This window comes from Paenibacillus aurantius, from assembly GCF_032268605.1.
GTDB classification, from domain to species: domain Bacteria; phylum Bacillota; class Bacilli; order Paenibacillales; family NBRC-103111; genus Paenibacillus_AO; species Paenibacillus_AO aurantius.
In genome coordinates this window covers 5,806,190-5,820,281 of sequence record NZ_CP130318.1, presented here as the reverse complement: position 1 = coordinate 5,820,281, position 14,092 = coordinate 5,806,190, and the positions used below count along the sequence as shown (strand labels likewise).

General features: G+C 57.8%; 16 protein-coding genes and 1 riboswitch. Of the genes, 7 read left to right on the top strand and 9 right to left on the bottom strand.

Annotated elements, in window-relative coordinates; genetic code table 11:
- The first annotated feature begins 25 nt into the window (after nucleotides 1–25).
- The 3 genes from MJA45_RS26315 (at nucleotide 26) to MJA45_RS26305 (ending at nucleotide 2,185) form a co-directional block, all read left to right on the top strand.
- Entirely contained in the window at nucleotides 26–1,180 is a 1,155-nt protein-coding gene (locus MJA45_RS26315) for a GGDEF domain-containing protein (RefSeq protein ID WP_315604850.1), read from the top strand.
- Nucleotides 1,181–1,346: 166 nt separating this feature from the next.
- Complete coding sequence (locus MJA45_RS26310; protein ID WP_315604849.1) at nucleotides 1,347–1,682, top strand: hypothetical protein; 336 nt, start codon at nucleotides 1,347–1,349, stop codon at nucleotides 1,680–1,682.
- Nucleotides 1,683–1,783: 101 nt separating this feature from the next.
- The gene (locus MJA45_RS26305; RefSeq protein ID WP_315604848.1) at nucleotides 1,784–2,185 is read left to right on the top strand and encodes a VOC family protein; all 402 of its coding nucleotides are present in this window, start codon (nucleotides 1,784–1,786) and stop codon (nucleotides 2,183–2,185) included.
- Between the two features lie 99 nt (nucleotides 2,186–2,284).
- Here MJA45_RS26305 and MJA45_RS26300 read toward each other — a convergent pair whose 3' ends face one another.
- Both MJA45_RS26300 and MJA45_RS26295 read right to left on the bottom strand, forming a co-directional pair.
- Complete coding sequence (locus MJA45_RS26300) at nucleotides 2,285–2,629, bottom strand: cupin domain-containing protein (protein ID WP_315604847.1); 345 nt, start codon at nucleotides 2,627–2,629, stop codon at nucleotides 2,285–2,287.
- A 221-nt stretch (nucleotides 2,630–2,850) separates the two neighbouring features.
- Nucleotides 2,851–3,309, bottom strand: a complete 459-nt coding sequence (locus tag MJA45_RS26295; RefSeq protein WP_407083086.1) for a C40 family peptidase — start codon at nucleotides 3,307–3,309, stop codon at nucleotides 2,851–2,853.
- 6 nt (nucleotides 3,310–3,315) lie between these two features.
- Nucleotides 3,316–3,450, bottom strand: a riboswitch (cyclic di-AMP (ydaO/yuaA leader).
- Nucleotides 3,451–3,709: 259 nt separating this feature from the next.
- On the opposite strand from MJA45_RS26295, the gene MJA45_RS26290 reads away from it, so the two are divergent.
- The gene (locus MJA45_RS26290; RefSeq protein WP_315604846.1) at nucleotides 3,710–5,464 is read left to right on the top strand and encodes a hypothetical protein; all 1,755 of its coding nucleotides are present in this window, start codon (nucleotides 3,710–3,712) and stop codon (nucleotides 5,462–5,464) included.
- Nucleotides 5,465–6,093: 629 nt separating this feature from the next.
- Here MJA45_RS26290 and MJA45_RS26285 read toward each other — a convergent pair.
- The 7 genes from MJA45_RS26285 to MJA45_RS26255 form a co-directional block, all read right to left on the bottom strand.
- A complete protein-coding gene (locus tag MJA45_RS26285) occupies nucleotides 6,094–6,408 on the bottom strand; it encodes a DMT family transporter (RefSeq protein ID WP_315604845.1) in 315 nt (104 codons plus the stop codon).
- On the bottom strand, nucleotides 6,408–6,749 hold the full coding sequence (locus MJA45_RS26280; RefSeq protein ID WP_315604844.1) for a DMT family transporter: 342 nt from the start codon (nucleotides 6,747–6,749) through the stop codon (nucleotides 6,408–6,410). The genes MJA45_RS26285 and MJA45_RS26280 overlap by 1 nt, the downstream gene beginning before the upstream one ends.
- Nucleotides 6,750–6,752: 3 nt before the next feature.
- A complete protein-coding gene (locus tag MJA45_RS26275) occupies nucleotides 6,753–7,370 on the bottom strand; it encodes a TetR/AcrR family transcriptional regulator (protein ID WP_315604843.1) in 618 nt (205 codons plus the stop codon).
- Between the two features lie 134 nt (nucleotides 7,371–7,504).
- Nucleotides 7,505–8,317, bottom strand: coding sequence for a hypothetical protein (locus tag MJA45_RS26270; protein ID WP_315604842.1), 813 nt, complete (start codon nucleotides 8,315–8,317; stop codon nucleotides 7,505–7,507).
- Nucleotides 8,318–8,327: 10 nt separating this feature from the next.
- Nucleotides 8,328–10,307, bottom strand: coding sequence for a M1 family metallopeptidase (locus tag MJA45_RS26265; protein WP_315604841.1), 1,980 nt, complete (start codon nucleotides 10,305–10,307; stop codon nucleotides 8,328–8,330).
- A gap of 204 nt (nucleotides 10,308–10,511) precedes the next feature.
- Nucleotides 10,512–11,021 (bottom strand): dihydrofolate reductase family protein, encoded by a 510-nt coding sequence (locus MJA45_RS26260; RefSeq protein WP_315604840.1) that lies wholly within the window; start codon nucleotides 11,019–11,021, stop codon nucleotides 10,512–10,514.
- A gap of 2 nt (nucleotides 11,022–11,023) precedes the next feature.
- Nucleotides 11,024–11,908: an alpha/beta fold hydrolase gene (locus MJA45_RS26255; RefSeq protein ID WP_315604839.1), complete on the bottom strand. Its 885-nt coding sequence runs from the start codon at nucleotides 11,906–11,908 to the stop codon at nucleotides 11,024–11,026.
- 155 nt (nucleotides 11,909–12,063) lie between these two features.
- Here MJA45_RS26255 and MJA45_RS26250 point away from each other — a divergent pair, with 155 nt between their 5' ends.
- The 3 genes from MJA45_RS26250 (at nucleotide 12,064) to MJA45_RS26240 (ending at nucleotide 13,992) form a co-directional block, all read left to right on the top strand.
- Nucleotides 12,064–12,381: a winged helix-turn-helix transcriptional regulator gene (locus MJA45_RS26250; protein ID WP_407083085.1), complete on the top strand. Its 318-nt coding sequence runs from the start codon at nucleotides 12,064–12,066 to the stop codon at nucleotides 12,379–12,381.
- Nucleotides 12,382–12,466: 85 nt separating this feature from the next.
- Nucleotides 12,467–13,366, top strand: a complete 900-nt coding sequence (locus MJA45_RS26245; RefSeq protein ID WP_315604837.1) for a class I SAM-dependent methyltransferase — start codon at nucleotides 12,467–12,469, stop codon at nucleotides 13,364–13,366.
- Between the two features lie 128 nt (nucleotides 13,367–13,494).
- Entirely contained in the window at nucleotides 13,495–13,992 is a 498-nt protein-coding gene (locus MJA45_RS26240; RefSeq protein ID WP_315604836.1) for a YwhD family protein, read from the top strand.
- Nucleotides 13,993–14,092 lie beyond the last annotated feature (100 nt).

The following is a 14,092-nucleotide window of genomic DNA, read 5'->3' as shown; positions in this document are numbered from 1 at the left end:
CACCGGCCGGAGGAGACCAACGCATTTGAACCATACCTGGAATTGGATTACCGGGCCCGAGGGGAGATTATTCTCCTCCGGGCTCACTCTGGTTATTCTCGCGCTTCTGCTGGCGATGACCTACCGGCTGCTCGTGACGCGGCGCCGGAAGGCCTATTTCTCGCTGTCCGTCTCGCTCGGCTTCCTTATGGGGGCGTACGGGCTGCCCATTCTGGCCGAATATGGCTGGACAGGGAGCCGGGACGAGCTCGATTATACGGCGCAGGTGATCGAAACCGGCGCATTCGTTCTGCTTAACCTGGGGCTGCTTCAGCTGTACAAAGCCCCGGGAGGCAGGGAACGAATGCGCTTTTACCTGCTTCTTACGGTAGCTCTCGTCCTTCCCGCCCGGCAGTGGGTGCACGCTTACGAGCTTCCGGCTGACGTCCTGCTTGACCTCTACCGCTGCCTCCTTGCCGTATATTTCTTCTTCTCCGTCGGGCCTTTTATCCGGGAGAACCGCAAATACAAGCTGTTCCTGGGGCTCTTTCTGCTCACGGAGCTTATGCATCTCGACAACACATACGGGCACGAAGTGCCGAAGGCTCTTCCCCTGCTGCTGGAGCGGTTCCTGCCCGTGGCGGGTGCTTTTCTCTTGTTCCTTATTTTCCTGAACCGGCTGGTCGAGATTCTCCAGAGCACCTACCGGTCGGCCATTACGGACGGGCTGACCGGCTTGTACAACCGCCGTCATTTCCTGAACGTTCTGGCCCGTTATTTGAAGCACGGCATTCCGGTGTCGGTGGTGTTCTCGGACATCGACAATTTCAAGAAGCTGAACGATACGAAGGGTCACCAGACCGGAGACGACATGCTGGCCGCGGTGGCCCGGATCCTGCAGGAGGAAAGCGAAGAGGCGGGGCTGGCCGGACGCTACGGGGGAGAAGAGATGGTCGTCCTCCTGGCGGATACGTCGGTCGATGCCGGAGCCCTTGCGGAACGGATCCGGAGCCGCGTCGAGGAAGAGACGCAGGTGACCGTCAGCCTCGGGTACAGCACCTACAGCTCGGGGCTTACGCCCGAGCAGCTGATTAAGCAGGCCGATGCGGCCATGTACCATGCCAAGCAGTCGGGCAAGAACCAGGCCGTTGACTACGAGGCGATGGCCGGGCCGAAGGCCAGGCAGAGGAAGCGGGGGTAGGGGAGGCGGCTGAGTGAACCGAATGACCGGCCAGTAGGCTAACGAGCGGCCGAACCCTTAACCCGGGCGTTGGAGTTGCAGATGAGGCGATCTGCAACTTTTTTCTTTTTCCATTCGTCTAAGGCAGCAACGGGTCTCCTAAACGGAAAGAGGCAGGTGAATCAGAGTGAAATGGATGGGCTATGTCGCCCTTGTGGGTTCCATTTGCTTATTGCTGGCCGCCGCATGTGCCGATAGGAAAGCGTCTATTACGAAAAAGAAGCTCGACGAATATGCCGGGCAAATCACCTCTGACATTAAACAAATGGCCCCATCCGCCTCCTGGAGCTTAAGCAAAGACGAAGAGAACGGGAAGGTAAGGGTAGGCATTGCGGAGCTGTCCGATTCCCAAAGGAACGAATTGCAGGAGAAATACGGCGAATGGCTTGAGATTAAACCGGGTCCCATTCCGGTCCCAGCCCCCGACCAGTCCCGTACTTCCGAGGAAGCAAATCTACACTAGCAAAGGTGCCGTTTCCGCAATCCATAAGAAACCTTGCCTTCCTCCGGGTGCTACAATGAAAAGGGTTATACCGATAAGGGAAAAAGGAAGGATGGATCGCAATGGCCAAGCTTATCCCGTTTATCTTTTCAGAGGATGCCCGGGCTCAAGCGGAATTCTACGCAGGGGCTTTAGGCGGGGAAATTCAATCCGTCATGACGCACGGACAAGCTCCGGAGCCGGTCGAAGGGCATCAGGACAAAGTCATGCATTTGTGCCTGTCCGCTGCAGGAGTAACCTTCTTCATGGCGGATTCGCCGGATGCGCTCAGCCGGGGAAACGGCCTGAGCTTGAACCTCGAGTTCGGAACGGCGGAGGAAGGCCGGGAGGCCTTTACTAACCTGTCGGCAGGGGGCCGGGTAATTCACGAGTACAAGCCGGTCTTCTGGGGCGGGCTGTACGGATGGCTGGAAGACCGGTACGGCGTCCGTTGGATGATCAGCTCCCCTGGGGAAGCGGGTTAATCCGAATAACGGCACAGAGTTAGCCGAAACGGAAAGAGGAATCAAGCAGCCGATGCTCGATTCCTCTTTTTCTATGTTGAGCCAGGCGCTGCGTCCCCGTCATTTCTCTGTCAGATGACGATCCTCTGCGGTGGAAGGGGAGGAAATGACGAGAAACTCCACCTCCGCCTCCGACCGGTTCTTCATCTGGTGCGGCGTTCCGGGAGGGACCTCAAGGCCCTCTCCGCCGACCAAAGTATACTCGGTTCTGTCGAGCTCCAGCACGGCTTCTCCGTTCAGCACATAGAAGAATTGACGGGCCTTCCCGTGGTAGTGGCGCACCTCGAACGTGCCGGGCGGCATGCGTTCCTGGATGACGCTCATTCCGGGCTGCTTCACGAGATGCCACCCGTCGCAGGTTTCCCCCCAGATATAATGCTCGGCGGTTTGGCGGCTTGTTTTCATACGTAGGTCTTCCTCCTTCTTAAGCTATAGCGGACGGCCGATCAAGGCCGGGAGACAAGGGCGTGTTCCGGTGGCAGCCGCCGGTTGGCAGGCGGGGGCCCCGGTGATAGAGCCTTTTCCCCATTATACCCCAGCCCCTGCACAGAAAAAAAACCCGCCGTCCGGGCCAAGCCCGTCCAACCGGTTTCTCTTCTTTCTTTAATTCGAGTCATCCGAGCCGCTTAATTGGCCAATTCGGAGTAAGCCTCGTCGCCCATTATGCGGCGTGCGGTGACGTATCGTTTGGCATAGTAGGAATCGCTAAGACGGTTGATGGATACGCCGTACTTGTTCGCGGAATGGGCGAATTGCCCGCCGCCGATGTAGATGCCTACGTGAGAAATGCCACTTCCGTCGGTATTGAAGAATACCAGGTCTCCCGCGCGGAGGTTGCTTTTGGCCACCCAGCTGCCCTTCGCTGCCTGCCCTTTGGAGGTGTGCGGAAGGTCGTAGCCGAGCTGGTCGAACACATACATCGTAAAGCCCGAGCAGTCAAAGCCTCTGGTAGTGGTGCCGCTGTACTTGTAGGCGGTGCCGAGTAAATCGTCTACCGTGTCGCTGAGGGGCGATGCCGATGCCGTGCCGGCCATGATGCCGAAAGACATTACAAGACTCAATGCAAAACCAACAGCCTTTTTCAAAACCAAGTTCCCCTTCCAGAGTGCCTACGAGGTTAGCTGAGGGTTCGGTTGAAGGTACCCTATGACCCCTTGGTTGCAGGATCAATTCACCCAGAGAATGGTTCCCCCGTTTCCCGATCGGGAATTAGGCATTATGCGATTTTTACAACGAGGATAGGTATTCGCCAAAATGATGGGAAATCCTTCTTATTTTTTGAATAAAGTTCTAAAAACCTGTTTCAATAGCAAAAAAAGGGGTATAGGTTCCAAGATAAGGAAGAAGGCTGTCAGAGCCGGTCGAAGACCCATCCGGCTTATCGACAAGATGGGCGGAAGCGGAATTCCTTGAGGGAGCTGTAACTTAATCTCTTCTCGTGTCGTCTATACCAATAGAAAGATATTTCTTGAGGGGGCCACTGTCATGAACCCGTCCAAAATGTTGTTAGCCGCTGCCCTGCTGGCTGTCTGCACCGCCGGCTGCTCCACGCTGAAGACGGCGTCGGAAGGCCCGCTCGAAGTTCCGCCGGCCGTTGCCGCTCCGGCTCCGTCGGCCCCGGCGCCTACCGCCGTGGCGTCCGCGTCCCCGGCGGCTCCGGCTCCCGCCGCCAGCTCCGGCGCCGAGCCGTCCGCCGAGCCTGTGCCGGCGGCCTCACTGGGCGTAACCCCGGCGCGGGCTGTACCGCCGGCTGCGGCCACGCCCGGCGCCTCGCCGGTCGCCGTGACGCCGGTCCCGCCGGCTCCCGCGCCGTCGGGGACGCCCGCCGGGGAGCCGAGCGCCAAGCCGGCCGAGCCGACGCCTGTCCAGGCTCCGGCCGTCCGGATCTCGCTCGACAGCGAGCCCCGACTTGCGGCTCCGACGGAGCGGGGCTCCGGCTTTATGCGCACGCTTCTGACCTACGCGCCGCAGAGCTATACGCTGGCGTTCCGCGAGTCCATGGACCGCGGCAGCGTGGAGAAGCAGCTCACAGAGCAGACCGAAGAAAAGGATGTTCCTTCGGTCAAGCCGCAGCTGACCTTCGAATGGCAGAGCGATACCGTGCTGAAGGTGTACGCCGAGGTAACGGAGGCCCCCAAGCCGGGCTACTCGTCGGACAGCTACACTCTGAACGTTAACGGAGCCCTTACGGCCCGCGGAGAGAAGCTCGCCGATGCGCCGCAGTTTCACGCGGTGCTTCATGTGCCGGAGCAGGTGTGGATTATGAACACCCGGACCAAGGTGGCCAAGCGGGTTTCCTCTTCCGGGGAGCCGTATTTCTACCACTCCCTTGGAGAGCCCTCCCGTTACCTGCTGGCTACGCGTTTCACCGAGTACTGCGAATGCGACGCCGCCCTTCCCCGGCTGTATGCCCTTTATGACACTGGGGAGCAGAAGCTGTGGAAATCTCCCGTTAAGCTTGCGGTCAGCTATACCGGAGCCGGAGAGCTGACCGCCGATTCCAGGGGATTCGTTTACGCGGGGGCGCCGCTTGATCCTTCCGTGCTTCCGGGCGGAGAGGCCTACCGGATCAAGGTGAACGGCCAGGTGTACGGAACCGGGTTCAGCCGGGACCGGTCGACCCTTTTCCTGATTGTCGGGGCAGAAGGGCAGACGCGGAATTTCGACCTGATCGTCACGACGCTTAAAACCGGCAAGCAGGTCCGGCTGCCGGGGGCGTTTGCCGCCGAGCTTCCCGACAACATGGTAAACGACGGCAAGGTTCCGGTAGACCTGTACGATGACGGGAAGCAGGTTACCTTTGCCGGTGTGTCCTCCGACGGGATCGCCGAAATCCGGTTCGCCTACTCGTGGGAAACCGGGAAGGTGGGTCCCTGGAGCCCGCCGATCGGCGATTCGTGGTCCGGCTATAAAGCCTCGGATGACGGGCAGTACCGGATGTTTGCCAATGGGGGGCTCTACCGCGGCGAGGAGAAGGTTGCCGGCGGGGAGGAGCTTGGCTACGGGGGATTCTGGCTGAAGGAGACCCACCGGTATGTATACATGGGCATCGATCCGGCCTCCGGCAAGGAAGGCGCGCCTTGGCGGACCCAGGTGAGGAGCTTTGACGCCGAAACGGGCAAGGAGGAGGTTCTGCTGTCCGGTCTGGAGCAGGTTCAGCTGGTGGGAGCCGCCCCCGACGGGCAGTCGTTGTACCTATCCGGCCGAGAGGACCTGACCCGCGTGTCTCCGTACAACTAAGTAAGGCTTATGCCGCAAATAGGATCAGGCCGTCGTCTCGGGAACTAGGGATGACTAATTTCACTTAAAAAGCTGCCCCTTCGTAGAGTGATCTGCGAAAGGGCAGCTTTTGTTTATGGCTTTTGAAGAAATATCCTCGAAGCGGCTCATCACCCCGATAAACTCGCCGTTTCGAAAGGTATTCGAAACCGGTTAACGTTGTCGGCGATACTTGTGCTCCGGTCGTTAGCGGTTTGTAGGGACGGGGAAAGGGGAAAGACATAGGGAGAGGGCAGGGGAGAAGACACAGGATAGGGCGTAACGAATCGTAGACACCTTATCGTGCTGAATAAGAGCCCCCTGCCGATCTTACGAATCCTGACATCATTATTTGCACTGCGGAGCTCCGTTTTGATCCGAAATTGGTCAATTAGCGCCCTCACGATTCGTTAGAAGAGAAGAAGGGGCATTACGACCCGAATAAGCTTCGTACGATTCGTTAGCCTGCCTGCTCACGGTTCCCTCTGCCGCCAAATCCGCTACGCCGCCATTCCGCTCCGATTCCTATTCACCGCGCAAATCTTCAAAGGGGAAAGGGGCGGGACTCGCCCTCCGAATCTCCACCTTTAGAGGCTCCGCCGGCCTGCCCTTTAGGAGGTCAGCTTCAAGCCGATGGCCGCTGCCAGCACCATGGTGATAAAAAGAATCCGCCTCACGTCCCGGGATTCCCCGTAGAACAGCATTCCGATAATCGCGCCTCCGGCGGTACCGATTCCCGTCCAGACGGCATAAGCGAGCGCCATCGGCAAGGTTTGCATGGCGAGGGTCAGCAGGCCGAAGCTCATTACGATTCCAGTGATGAAGAGCAGGTAGGAGCGGAACCGCTTGGCCTGGTTAAGCTGATTCATGCCCGCCACCGCCACCACCTCGAAGGAGCCGGCCAGGAGCAAATAAATCCATCCCATCAGGTGACCGCTCCTTCCTTGTCGGGATCCCCGGTAACAAATTTAAGCCCGAATACCCCGGTGAGCAGGAGAAGGATGAAGAACACCTTCAGGAAATGGAGCGGCTCGCCGAACACCAGCCATTCGGCCAGCACCGTCCCGGCCGTCCCGAGCCCGGTGAAGACGGCGTAGACCGTTCCGACGGGCAGCTTGCGCGACGCTTTAATCAGAAGGTGAAAGGAAATATAAATGCCGAGGATGGTGGCGGCCCAGGCCAAAGGGCCTTCGGAGTGCTTCAGCCCGGACACCCACACCACCTCAAAAAACGCTCCAGTCAAAACATAAAGCCAGCTGCGGTTCAATGGTCATCCCTCATTTCTATCAGACGGCTGATTATCGGACGGCTGAAAGCGCAGGCCGCGCCAATAGACCAGCCAGCTTGCTTCCAGCCGGTTCATCGAACGTTCCGGCCCGCCGAACAGCATTTCCACGAACAGGCCGTCGAGCAACGCAGCGAATGCAGCGGCCGCCTGCCGGATGCCGACGGCGGGGCTCACTTTTCCCTGCTCCACGGCTTGCCGGAGAGAAGGGAGGAGGAGAGACTCCAGCGTATCGACGTACTGACAACCCAGCTTGCCGATTTCCTCGTGCAGGTGGGGCGGCGGAAAGAACGAAACCCGCAGGAAGAACTTGGTATGGTCGTCCTGCTCATAGCGTTCCCTGCAGCGCACCAGAAACCGGTACAGGAATTCGTCGACCGGCGGTGGGGCGGGATCCTGAAAGTAACGGGAAGCAAACTCCAGCTCCAATTTATAAATATCCCGGTACAGCTCAAGAAAAAGCTCATCCTTTCCCTTGAAGTGGGTATAGATGGACTGCTTCTTGATCCCGACCTCGCCGGCAATGTCCGCCAGGGAAGCTCCTTCATACCCTTTATGGGCAAAATGGGCAAGAGCGGCTTGTTTGATGCGTGCTGAAGTCATTCGCCATCATCCTTCCGAACGTTCGTCAGGAAAGTGTATCACACTTCCTGTCAGGTTTCAAGCCGCTGAAAACGCCAAAACGCCCGCGGATTCCGCGGGCGGAGGCAAGCAGCGGGCGTAGGCGAAGAGGAAGGCTACGCATGAGACTGGATAAACAACCGGTGCTGGGAAGTGATTCCCCACAGGCTGAGGAAAGTACGAATGAAGCCATAGGCCTGGTAGGCCATGAGGGCCCAGAAGCCGGCCCAGATCATCGTCCCGGCGAACACCAGCCCGGAGAGCAGGGCGGAAACCAATAGGAGCAGGGCAGCCACGCTTAGAACCGGAAGCAGGCCCTTAAGCGGGACGAGCAGGGAAGAGAAGAGAGAAGCCCTTTCGGTTCTGCCGAACTGAAGGTGCATGAAGAACAGATGAAGCAGGAAGCCGTAGAGGACATAGCCGGCCAGCCAGGGCAGCAGCGAGCGGTAGGTTTCCGGCAGGGTGTTATAGTGCTCGAGCAGCTTCGTTACTCGGGGGAGCAAGAAGTAGGCCGGCGCGGCGGTCAGAAGCATCTGGACGAGATAGAGCAGGAAGAAGGACCGTCCCAGCTCCCGGATTCCTTTGAAGAAGCGGTAGCCCATGTTGAGGTGGGGATGGCTCAGGGAATAGTACACCCCGGCATTGAGCAGCGGGGTCACGAACATGCGGGCGAGCATTACCGCGAGAAGCATCCACAGGTAGGAATGGGAGAGATCCGTCTTGGTCAGCTGGAACTCCCCTTCGGCCAGAAACAGCTGCACTTGGCTTTTCGAGATTCCCCCGGCATAGCGGTGCATAAGAGGAACGACGACCGATTGGACCATCCGGTACAGCACGATCCCCCAGACGAGCCGGTAGACAAACAGCAGCACGAGGAGGAAGGGCTGGCGGGCCGCTTCCTTCCAGCCTTCCTTGATATATCCTATCATAGCGGCCCCCTCACCATGCGACCCCGCCTAGCAGAGTCTCGATCAGCTTCGACAAGCCGACGTTCCACCGGATGCTCCATTTCTCGTCGACCTCCGTTTTCATAAAGTTGTTGATGTGCTTGTTCTCGAGGATCAGCCGGTGCTCCGGATCAATCGCCACCCAATCCACCGGGGCGGTATGCTGCAGCTTGTAGAGAACCTCATTCGCCTGGCTGTCCCAATCCTTGACCTGAACCGTGCCGTCGAGGAAGTGAAAATGAATCGGAACCGGGGACACCTGCCCGCCGCGCTTGCGGATCAGCACCTCGCTGACATAACCAGAACCCCCGTCAGGGGCATGCTTCGTCCGAATGGAGTCTACGGAATAGTCGGCCATGAGGCCGTTGTACACATACTGATCGAAGAATTCACCCCAACCCGTCTTGGTCACATCCTCGACGGTTTTCTGGAAATCCTCCGTGGACGGGTGCTTGAATTTCCAGCGCTGGAAATACGTCTTCATGATCCGGTTCATGACCTCCGGGCCGGCCTTCTGCTCGATGGCATAGAGCACCAGCTTGGCGCGGGTGTATACATTGTCCGCATACTCATGGTGGGAGCCGAAATCCCAGGAGAAGAGCTTAAGCGGCTTGGGGGTGGTGACGTAGCCCGCCTCGAGAGGCAGATTGGACTTCACGCCGTATTCCTTCTCCATCACCTTGTCCTCGGCATAAGAAGTGAAGCCTTCGTCGAGCCACGCTTCCTCGAATTCGTTGGAGGCGACCATCCCGTAGAAGAACTGGTGCCCGATCTCGTGGACGACGACGCGCTCCAGCTCCAGCGAGGGCTTCTCGTCCGCCGCACCCCACGCCGTCACGAGCGTCGGGTATTCCATTCCGCCCGCCCCGTTGCCGCTTTCCGGCGGCACGACGATGGAGAGGGTGTCGTAAGGATACTGGCCGTACCATTCGCTGTAGCGGGTGAGGGATTTTTTGGCCGCCTGAAGGTAGCGGTTCTTCAGGTCCTTGTGCTTGGGGTCGAGATACAGCTTGATCCGCACCCCCGGGACGTTCGGGCTCGAGAACGCCTCCTCGTAGTAGACGAAGCGGGGCGAAGCCGCCCAGGCAAAATCATGCACGTCATCCGCATAGAAGCGGTACGTCTTCACCCCGTTCTCCTCGGAGGCCGGCTTGGTCGGAAATCCGGTTGCAGCCACCGTGAAAGCGGCCGGCACCTTGATCTTCACGTCATAGATGCCGAAGTCTGAATAGAACTCCGAGTTGCCGTGGTACTGGTGAAGGTTCCAGCCTTCCTCGCTCCGCCCGCGCGTTCCGGCTGTTTCGTACACCGCAACCTTCGGGAACCATTGGCCGGCCATGTAGAAGTCCTCGGCGTAGCCCATCCGGGCGTAAACGGCGGGCATCCGGACCGTGTAGTCCATGAGCACCGTGATTTTCCCTCCCGGGGGGACCGGCTGAAGCAGGGGGATTTTGACCAGGGTGCGGTCGCTACCATTCCCGTCATCCGGCCTCACATATTCCATGCGGGTGCTGAGGTCTTCCCCTTGGGTGGTTTTGATGCTCGTGAGCTCCATGCTCCCGGTGCTGTCCGCTTTCCGCTCATCCTGCCGCAGCTTGCCTCCGGATTCTTTGTTGAAGGTGGTCTTCGGGGATTCGAAGGCGTTCGGATAGAGATGGAAATAGAGCTCGCTGACCGGCTTCGAGCCGGCATTTTGCCAGGTCAGGCTTTGGGTGCCGAGCAGCCTTTTCTCCTCCGGATGGAGAGCCACCGAGATATGGTATTCCACTACGCGGCTGCTGAGAGCGGGAGGGGCCTTCGGCTCCGGCGGCGGAAGCTCAATGGGGGCGGGCTCCCCCACCGCCGGGATTTTGCGTACGGATGTGGGCTCCGACGGGTTGTTCAGCAGCGAGTAGAGGCCTAGCGTCACCACAAACCCGGCGAGGGCGGTCATGATCCACTGCAGCGTGCGGTTGGCGAGTAACGTTTTCATCTTCTTCCCCCCACAGGATTGTCCGCTTGGTCGGACAACTTCGATACAGCATGTATATGTAGGGGGACAAGGGATTATTTCTTCGGGGGGACAAAATCTTTTGGCCGGTCCGACGAAACAAAAAACGACGAGCAAAAAGCACTAAGTCCCTTATCCAAGGAGGCTTAGTGCTTCTGCAGGAGCGACTAACAGAGGTTTCCTTCCTTATCGCTCCATCGCATAGCGCAGCTGAACGACGCCGCCCCCGAGAGGCTTGCAATCCAGCAGCTGCACCGGTTGGCAGCGGTAGTTCTCTCTGTCTGCTATAAGATTTAACCCTTTTCCTTCTACTACAGGGGTTACATTGAAAATCAATTCGTCAACAAGTCCCTGCTCCAAAAAGGAATTGTGGATATCCGCACCGCCGCTGATGAGAACGGTTTGATGGCCTTTTTGCTGCAGATAGCTCAGGGCTTCCTTAGGCGATCTCACCACGGTTGCGCCCTGAATGTCCGAGGCATGCTTGGAAACCACGACGATATCCAGATCGGCAAAAGGGCCCGGGCCGCCGCTGCCGCGCATCCCTTCGAAAGTCCGGCGCCCGACGACGAAATTTCCGGCAGCTTTGGCTTGTGCCGCAAAATCATCAAGTGCTTCTTTTTTCGGCGGGTTCTCAGGGCTGGATTGCGCGTAATTGCCGTTAGCCGTTAAAGTGGCCCATAAAATAGTTTTCATAATCATAATCCTCCTTGTGTTCTATTCCCTATTTTTCGGATTGAGGCGGTTACCCGATCCGGACGATCTTCCTGCACATAGTGGGAGGCATCTTCCAAGATCTCGGTTTCGTTCATTGGCAAATATTTTTGCCACTTGGCCATCTGTTCGAGCGGGAAGCCGGCGCTGTCTTTCGTTCCCCATAAGATTTGTGCAGGCAAATCGGACAGATGCGGCATATTCGATTCTATGTCGGCAAGCCATGCTCGTGCGTGGCGTATCTGCCTGGGAAACACCCAGGTCGGGATCCTGGATTCCGGGGTCGGGAAGGGGTCCGTATAAGCTTTTCGCAGGCTATCCGTGACTTTTTCGGAATGGTATATCCCGTGGGGAACAATGACTTTTGCAAAAAAATTGTACCGGGTCTGAAGCAAGCGCCCGATCGGCCAACCCCCCATAGCAAGGGAGAACCCTTTCATTGGCCAATGATCCGCAGGCCAAGCCCATGTATTCATCACCACGAGGCCTAGTAGGTTATTCCGGTGTCGTACCGCGTAATTCAGGCCGATCGGCCCTCCCCAATCCTGTACAACCAGTATAAAATTCCTTAGATCCAAGCGGCGAATCAGATCCTTAACGGCTTCCGATTGCTCTTGCGGCGTAAAGCGGTAGTCTTTTGGCGCCTTTGACATTCCAAACCCGGGGTAATCCGGAGCAACAAGACGGAATTCCTGGCGCAGTTCTTTTATAACGTTGCGGTAAAGATAGGACCATGTAGGATTACCGTGGAGGAGCAGTACAGCCGGTCCTTGCCCTTCATCAATATAGTGAATGTGCCCATCACGGTAAGGCAGCCAGCGATCGGCGAAGGGGTACTCCTCCCGATCCACTTCAAACGGTCTTTTCATATCCGGCACCTCCTCTCTTCCACTCCTTTCCTTTTCTTGATTTACATCTTAAGTCACGTGTGATACTTTTGAAAAGTAGTTACATTAATGTGCAATAGTTTCAAAAAATGAACTATGGAGTGAGAAAAATGATGGACCGATCCTGCCCGGGCGTTGTGGAACCTATTCTGGAGCTTTTGGATGGGAAATGGATGCTTCTTCTCTTGTTTGAATTGTTTAACGGGACCCAACGTTTCGGAGAATTACGCCGCAAGCTGCAGCCCATTAGTCCCAAAACGTTGACAGACCGCCTTCGTCTGTTAGAAGAGAAGGGGATCGTCACCCGTACTCTGTACCCTGGCGTCCCCCTGCATGTGGAATATGAACTTACCGAGAGCGGGAAAGGCCTTCAGCCGATATTTGAAGCCATGTGGACATGGACGCAGGAATATGGCGCCTCTCTGCGGAAAGAGGCGGAGGAGGCCGTGGAGTAAGCAGACACAGAGTTCCGGCAGGCTGGCGCATTAAGAGATTAGTAGAACCCTGGAAAGAGCGGGCGACCGAAGAAGGAGGTTCCAGATGGAGCAGTCGGAATGGAATGCCAAAGGGGACTATTTAAGCGCGACGAGAGGCTTGTACTACAACGACGACTATCTCGAGTTTCTCATTCGGCAGGTGTGGAAGGCGGACGGGCCGGTTAACGTCATCGACTTCGGCTGCGGCTACGGGTATCTCGGGACGAAGCTGCTTCCGCTGCTTCCTTCCGGATCATCTTATACGGGGGTGGATACAGCGGATAAGCTGCTGGACCGAGGCAGGGAGCTTTTCCGGGAGGCTCCTTACCGGACGACCTTCCTTCATGCCGATGTGCAGGAGAGGAGCTTCCCCCAGAAATACGATTGGGCGGTGTGCCATGCCCTGCTGTTACATGTACCTAATCCCGAGAACGTCCTGCAGAAGATGCTCGACAGCCTCGTGGACGGAGGACGCATCCTTTGCTTCGAGCCGCACTGGATTTCCACCATGGCCGGCTATTCCCTGGACGGAACGCCCTTGTCGGAAGTGGTAAAGCTCGGAATCCTTCAGAAGCTTTTTGAACAGGGGGCGCAGAGGGGCGGCAAGGACGGCAACATCGGGGGCAAGCTGCCCTTGTATTTAAGCCGGCTCGGGGTGCAGCGGATCGAATGCCGGGTGAGCGATAAGGTGAACCTCCTTACCCCGGAAGGGGAGCCGCAACAGCAGGCTGCGCTGTATAACGCTCTCAAGACGGAGGGCTTCGGCGCGGATCCCGGACCGGAGGAGGCTTTCGTCGAGGGCTTGGTCAGGCGCGGCCTTTCCCCGGAAGAAGCCCGGGCCCAGTATGAAGCCGAACGGCATCTGGCGGGCCTGTTTACCAGGGAGAGTGCCCTCACCTGGGCTCCCGGCATGAAAATCACGACCGGCGTGGTGGAACGGCGCGGAGGGGAGGGGGCTGGGTAATCCGTTAGCCTTCCCTGCAGGTGGGAAAGGCCTCTTCGGGACTTCTGTCGGCTGAGCGGGACACTCCCTTTTGGCTGGGAAGTCTGCTACAATGAAGGAAACCACGACGAGAAACGGATGGTGTCCTGATGGAACTGAACAGCAAGGGGAAGAAGCTCGCCCTTAATATTGTGAGCAGCAATGTCAACCATAAAGGCTTCGGCGCCGGATCGATCGACCTGAGCAATGTCTCGAGCGTCATCATCGACGGCGACGAAGCGTATCTCGATAACGGCGCGCTTCATGCTAAGAGCAAGGTCGAGAAGGGAATCAAGTTCTCCACGAACAAAGAAGATGTCCCGAACGGCCGCAAATGCTGGATCGTCTGGGTGGCCGTAGACCGTTCGGAGGAAGGCCAGTTCTACGGCGGCATCGCCGCCTGTGAGATGCTCGTCGATCCCGAAGCCCGCAAAGGCTGGAAAATTCTCGCCGACCACGTCAACCGGATGGACAAGGCGATGAAGCGTCAGATTCTGGTCGATGGGCTGGACGAACGCGAGAAGGCCGCCCTGCGCCGGTATTTGACCGAGTTCAACCTTGAGTGGTGGGAGCGTTCCTCCGACACGCTCAAAGAAGCGTTGGCCTAAAGCCCTCCGCGGAGGCTCGGCTTTGACGCATGCTCCCCTCCGGTTAAGTCTATAGAAATGCAAGCAAACCGCCTTTGGCTAAAGGCGGTTTTTTGTCGTG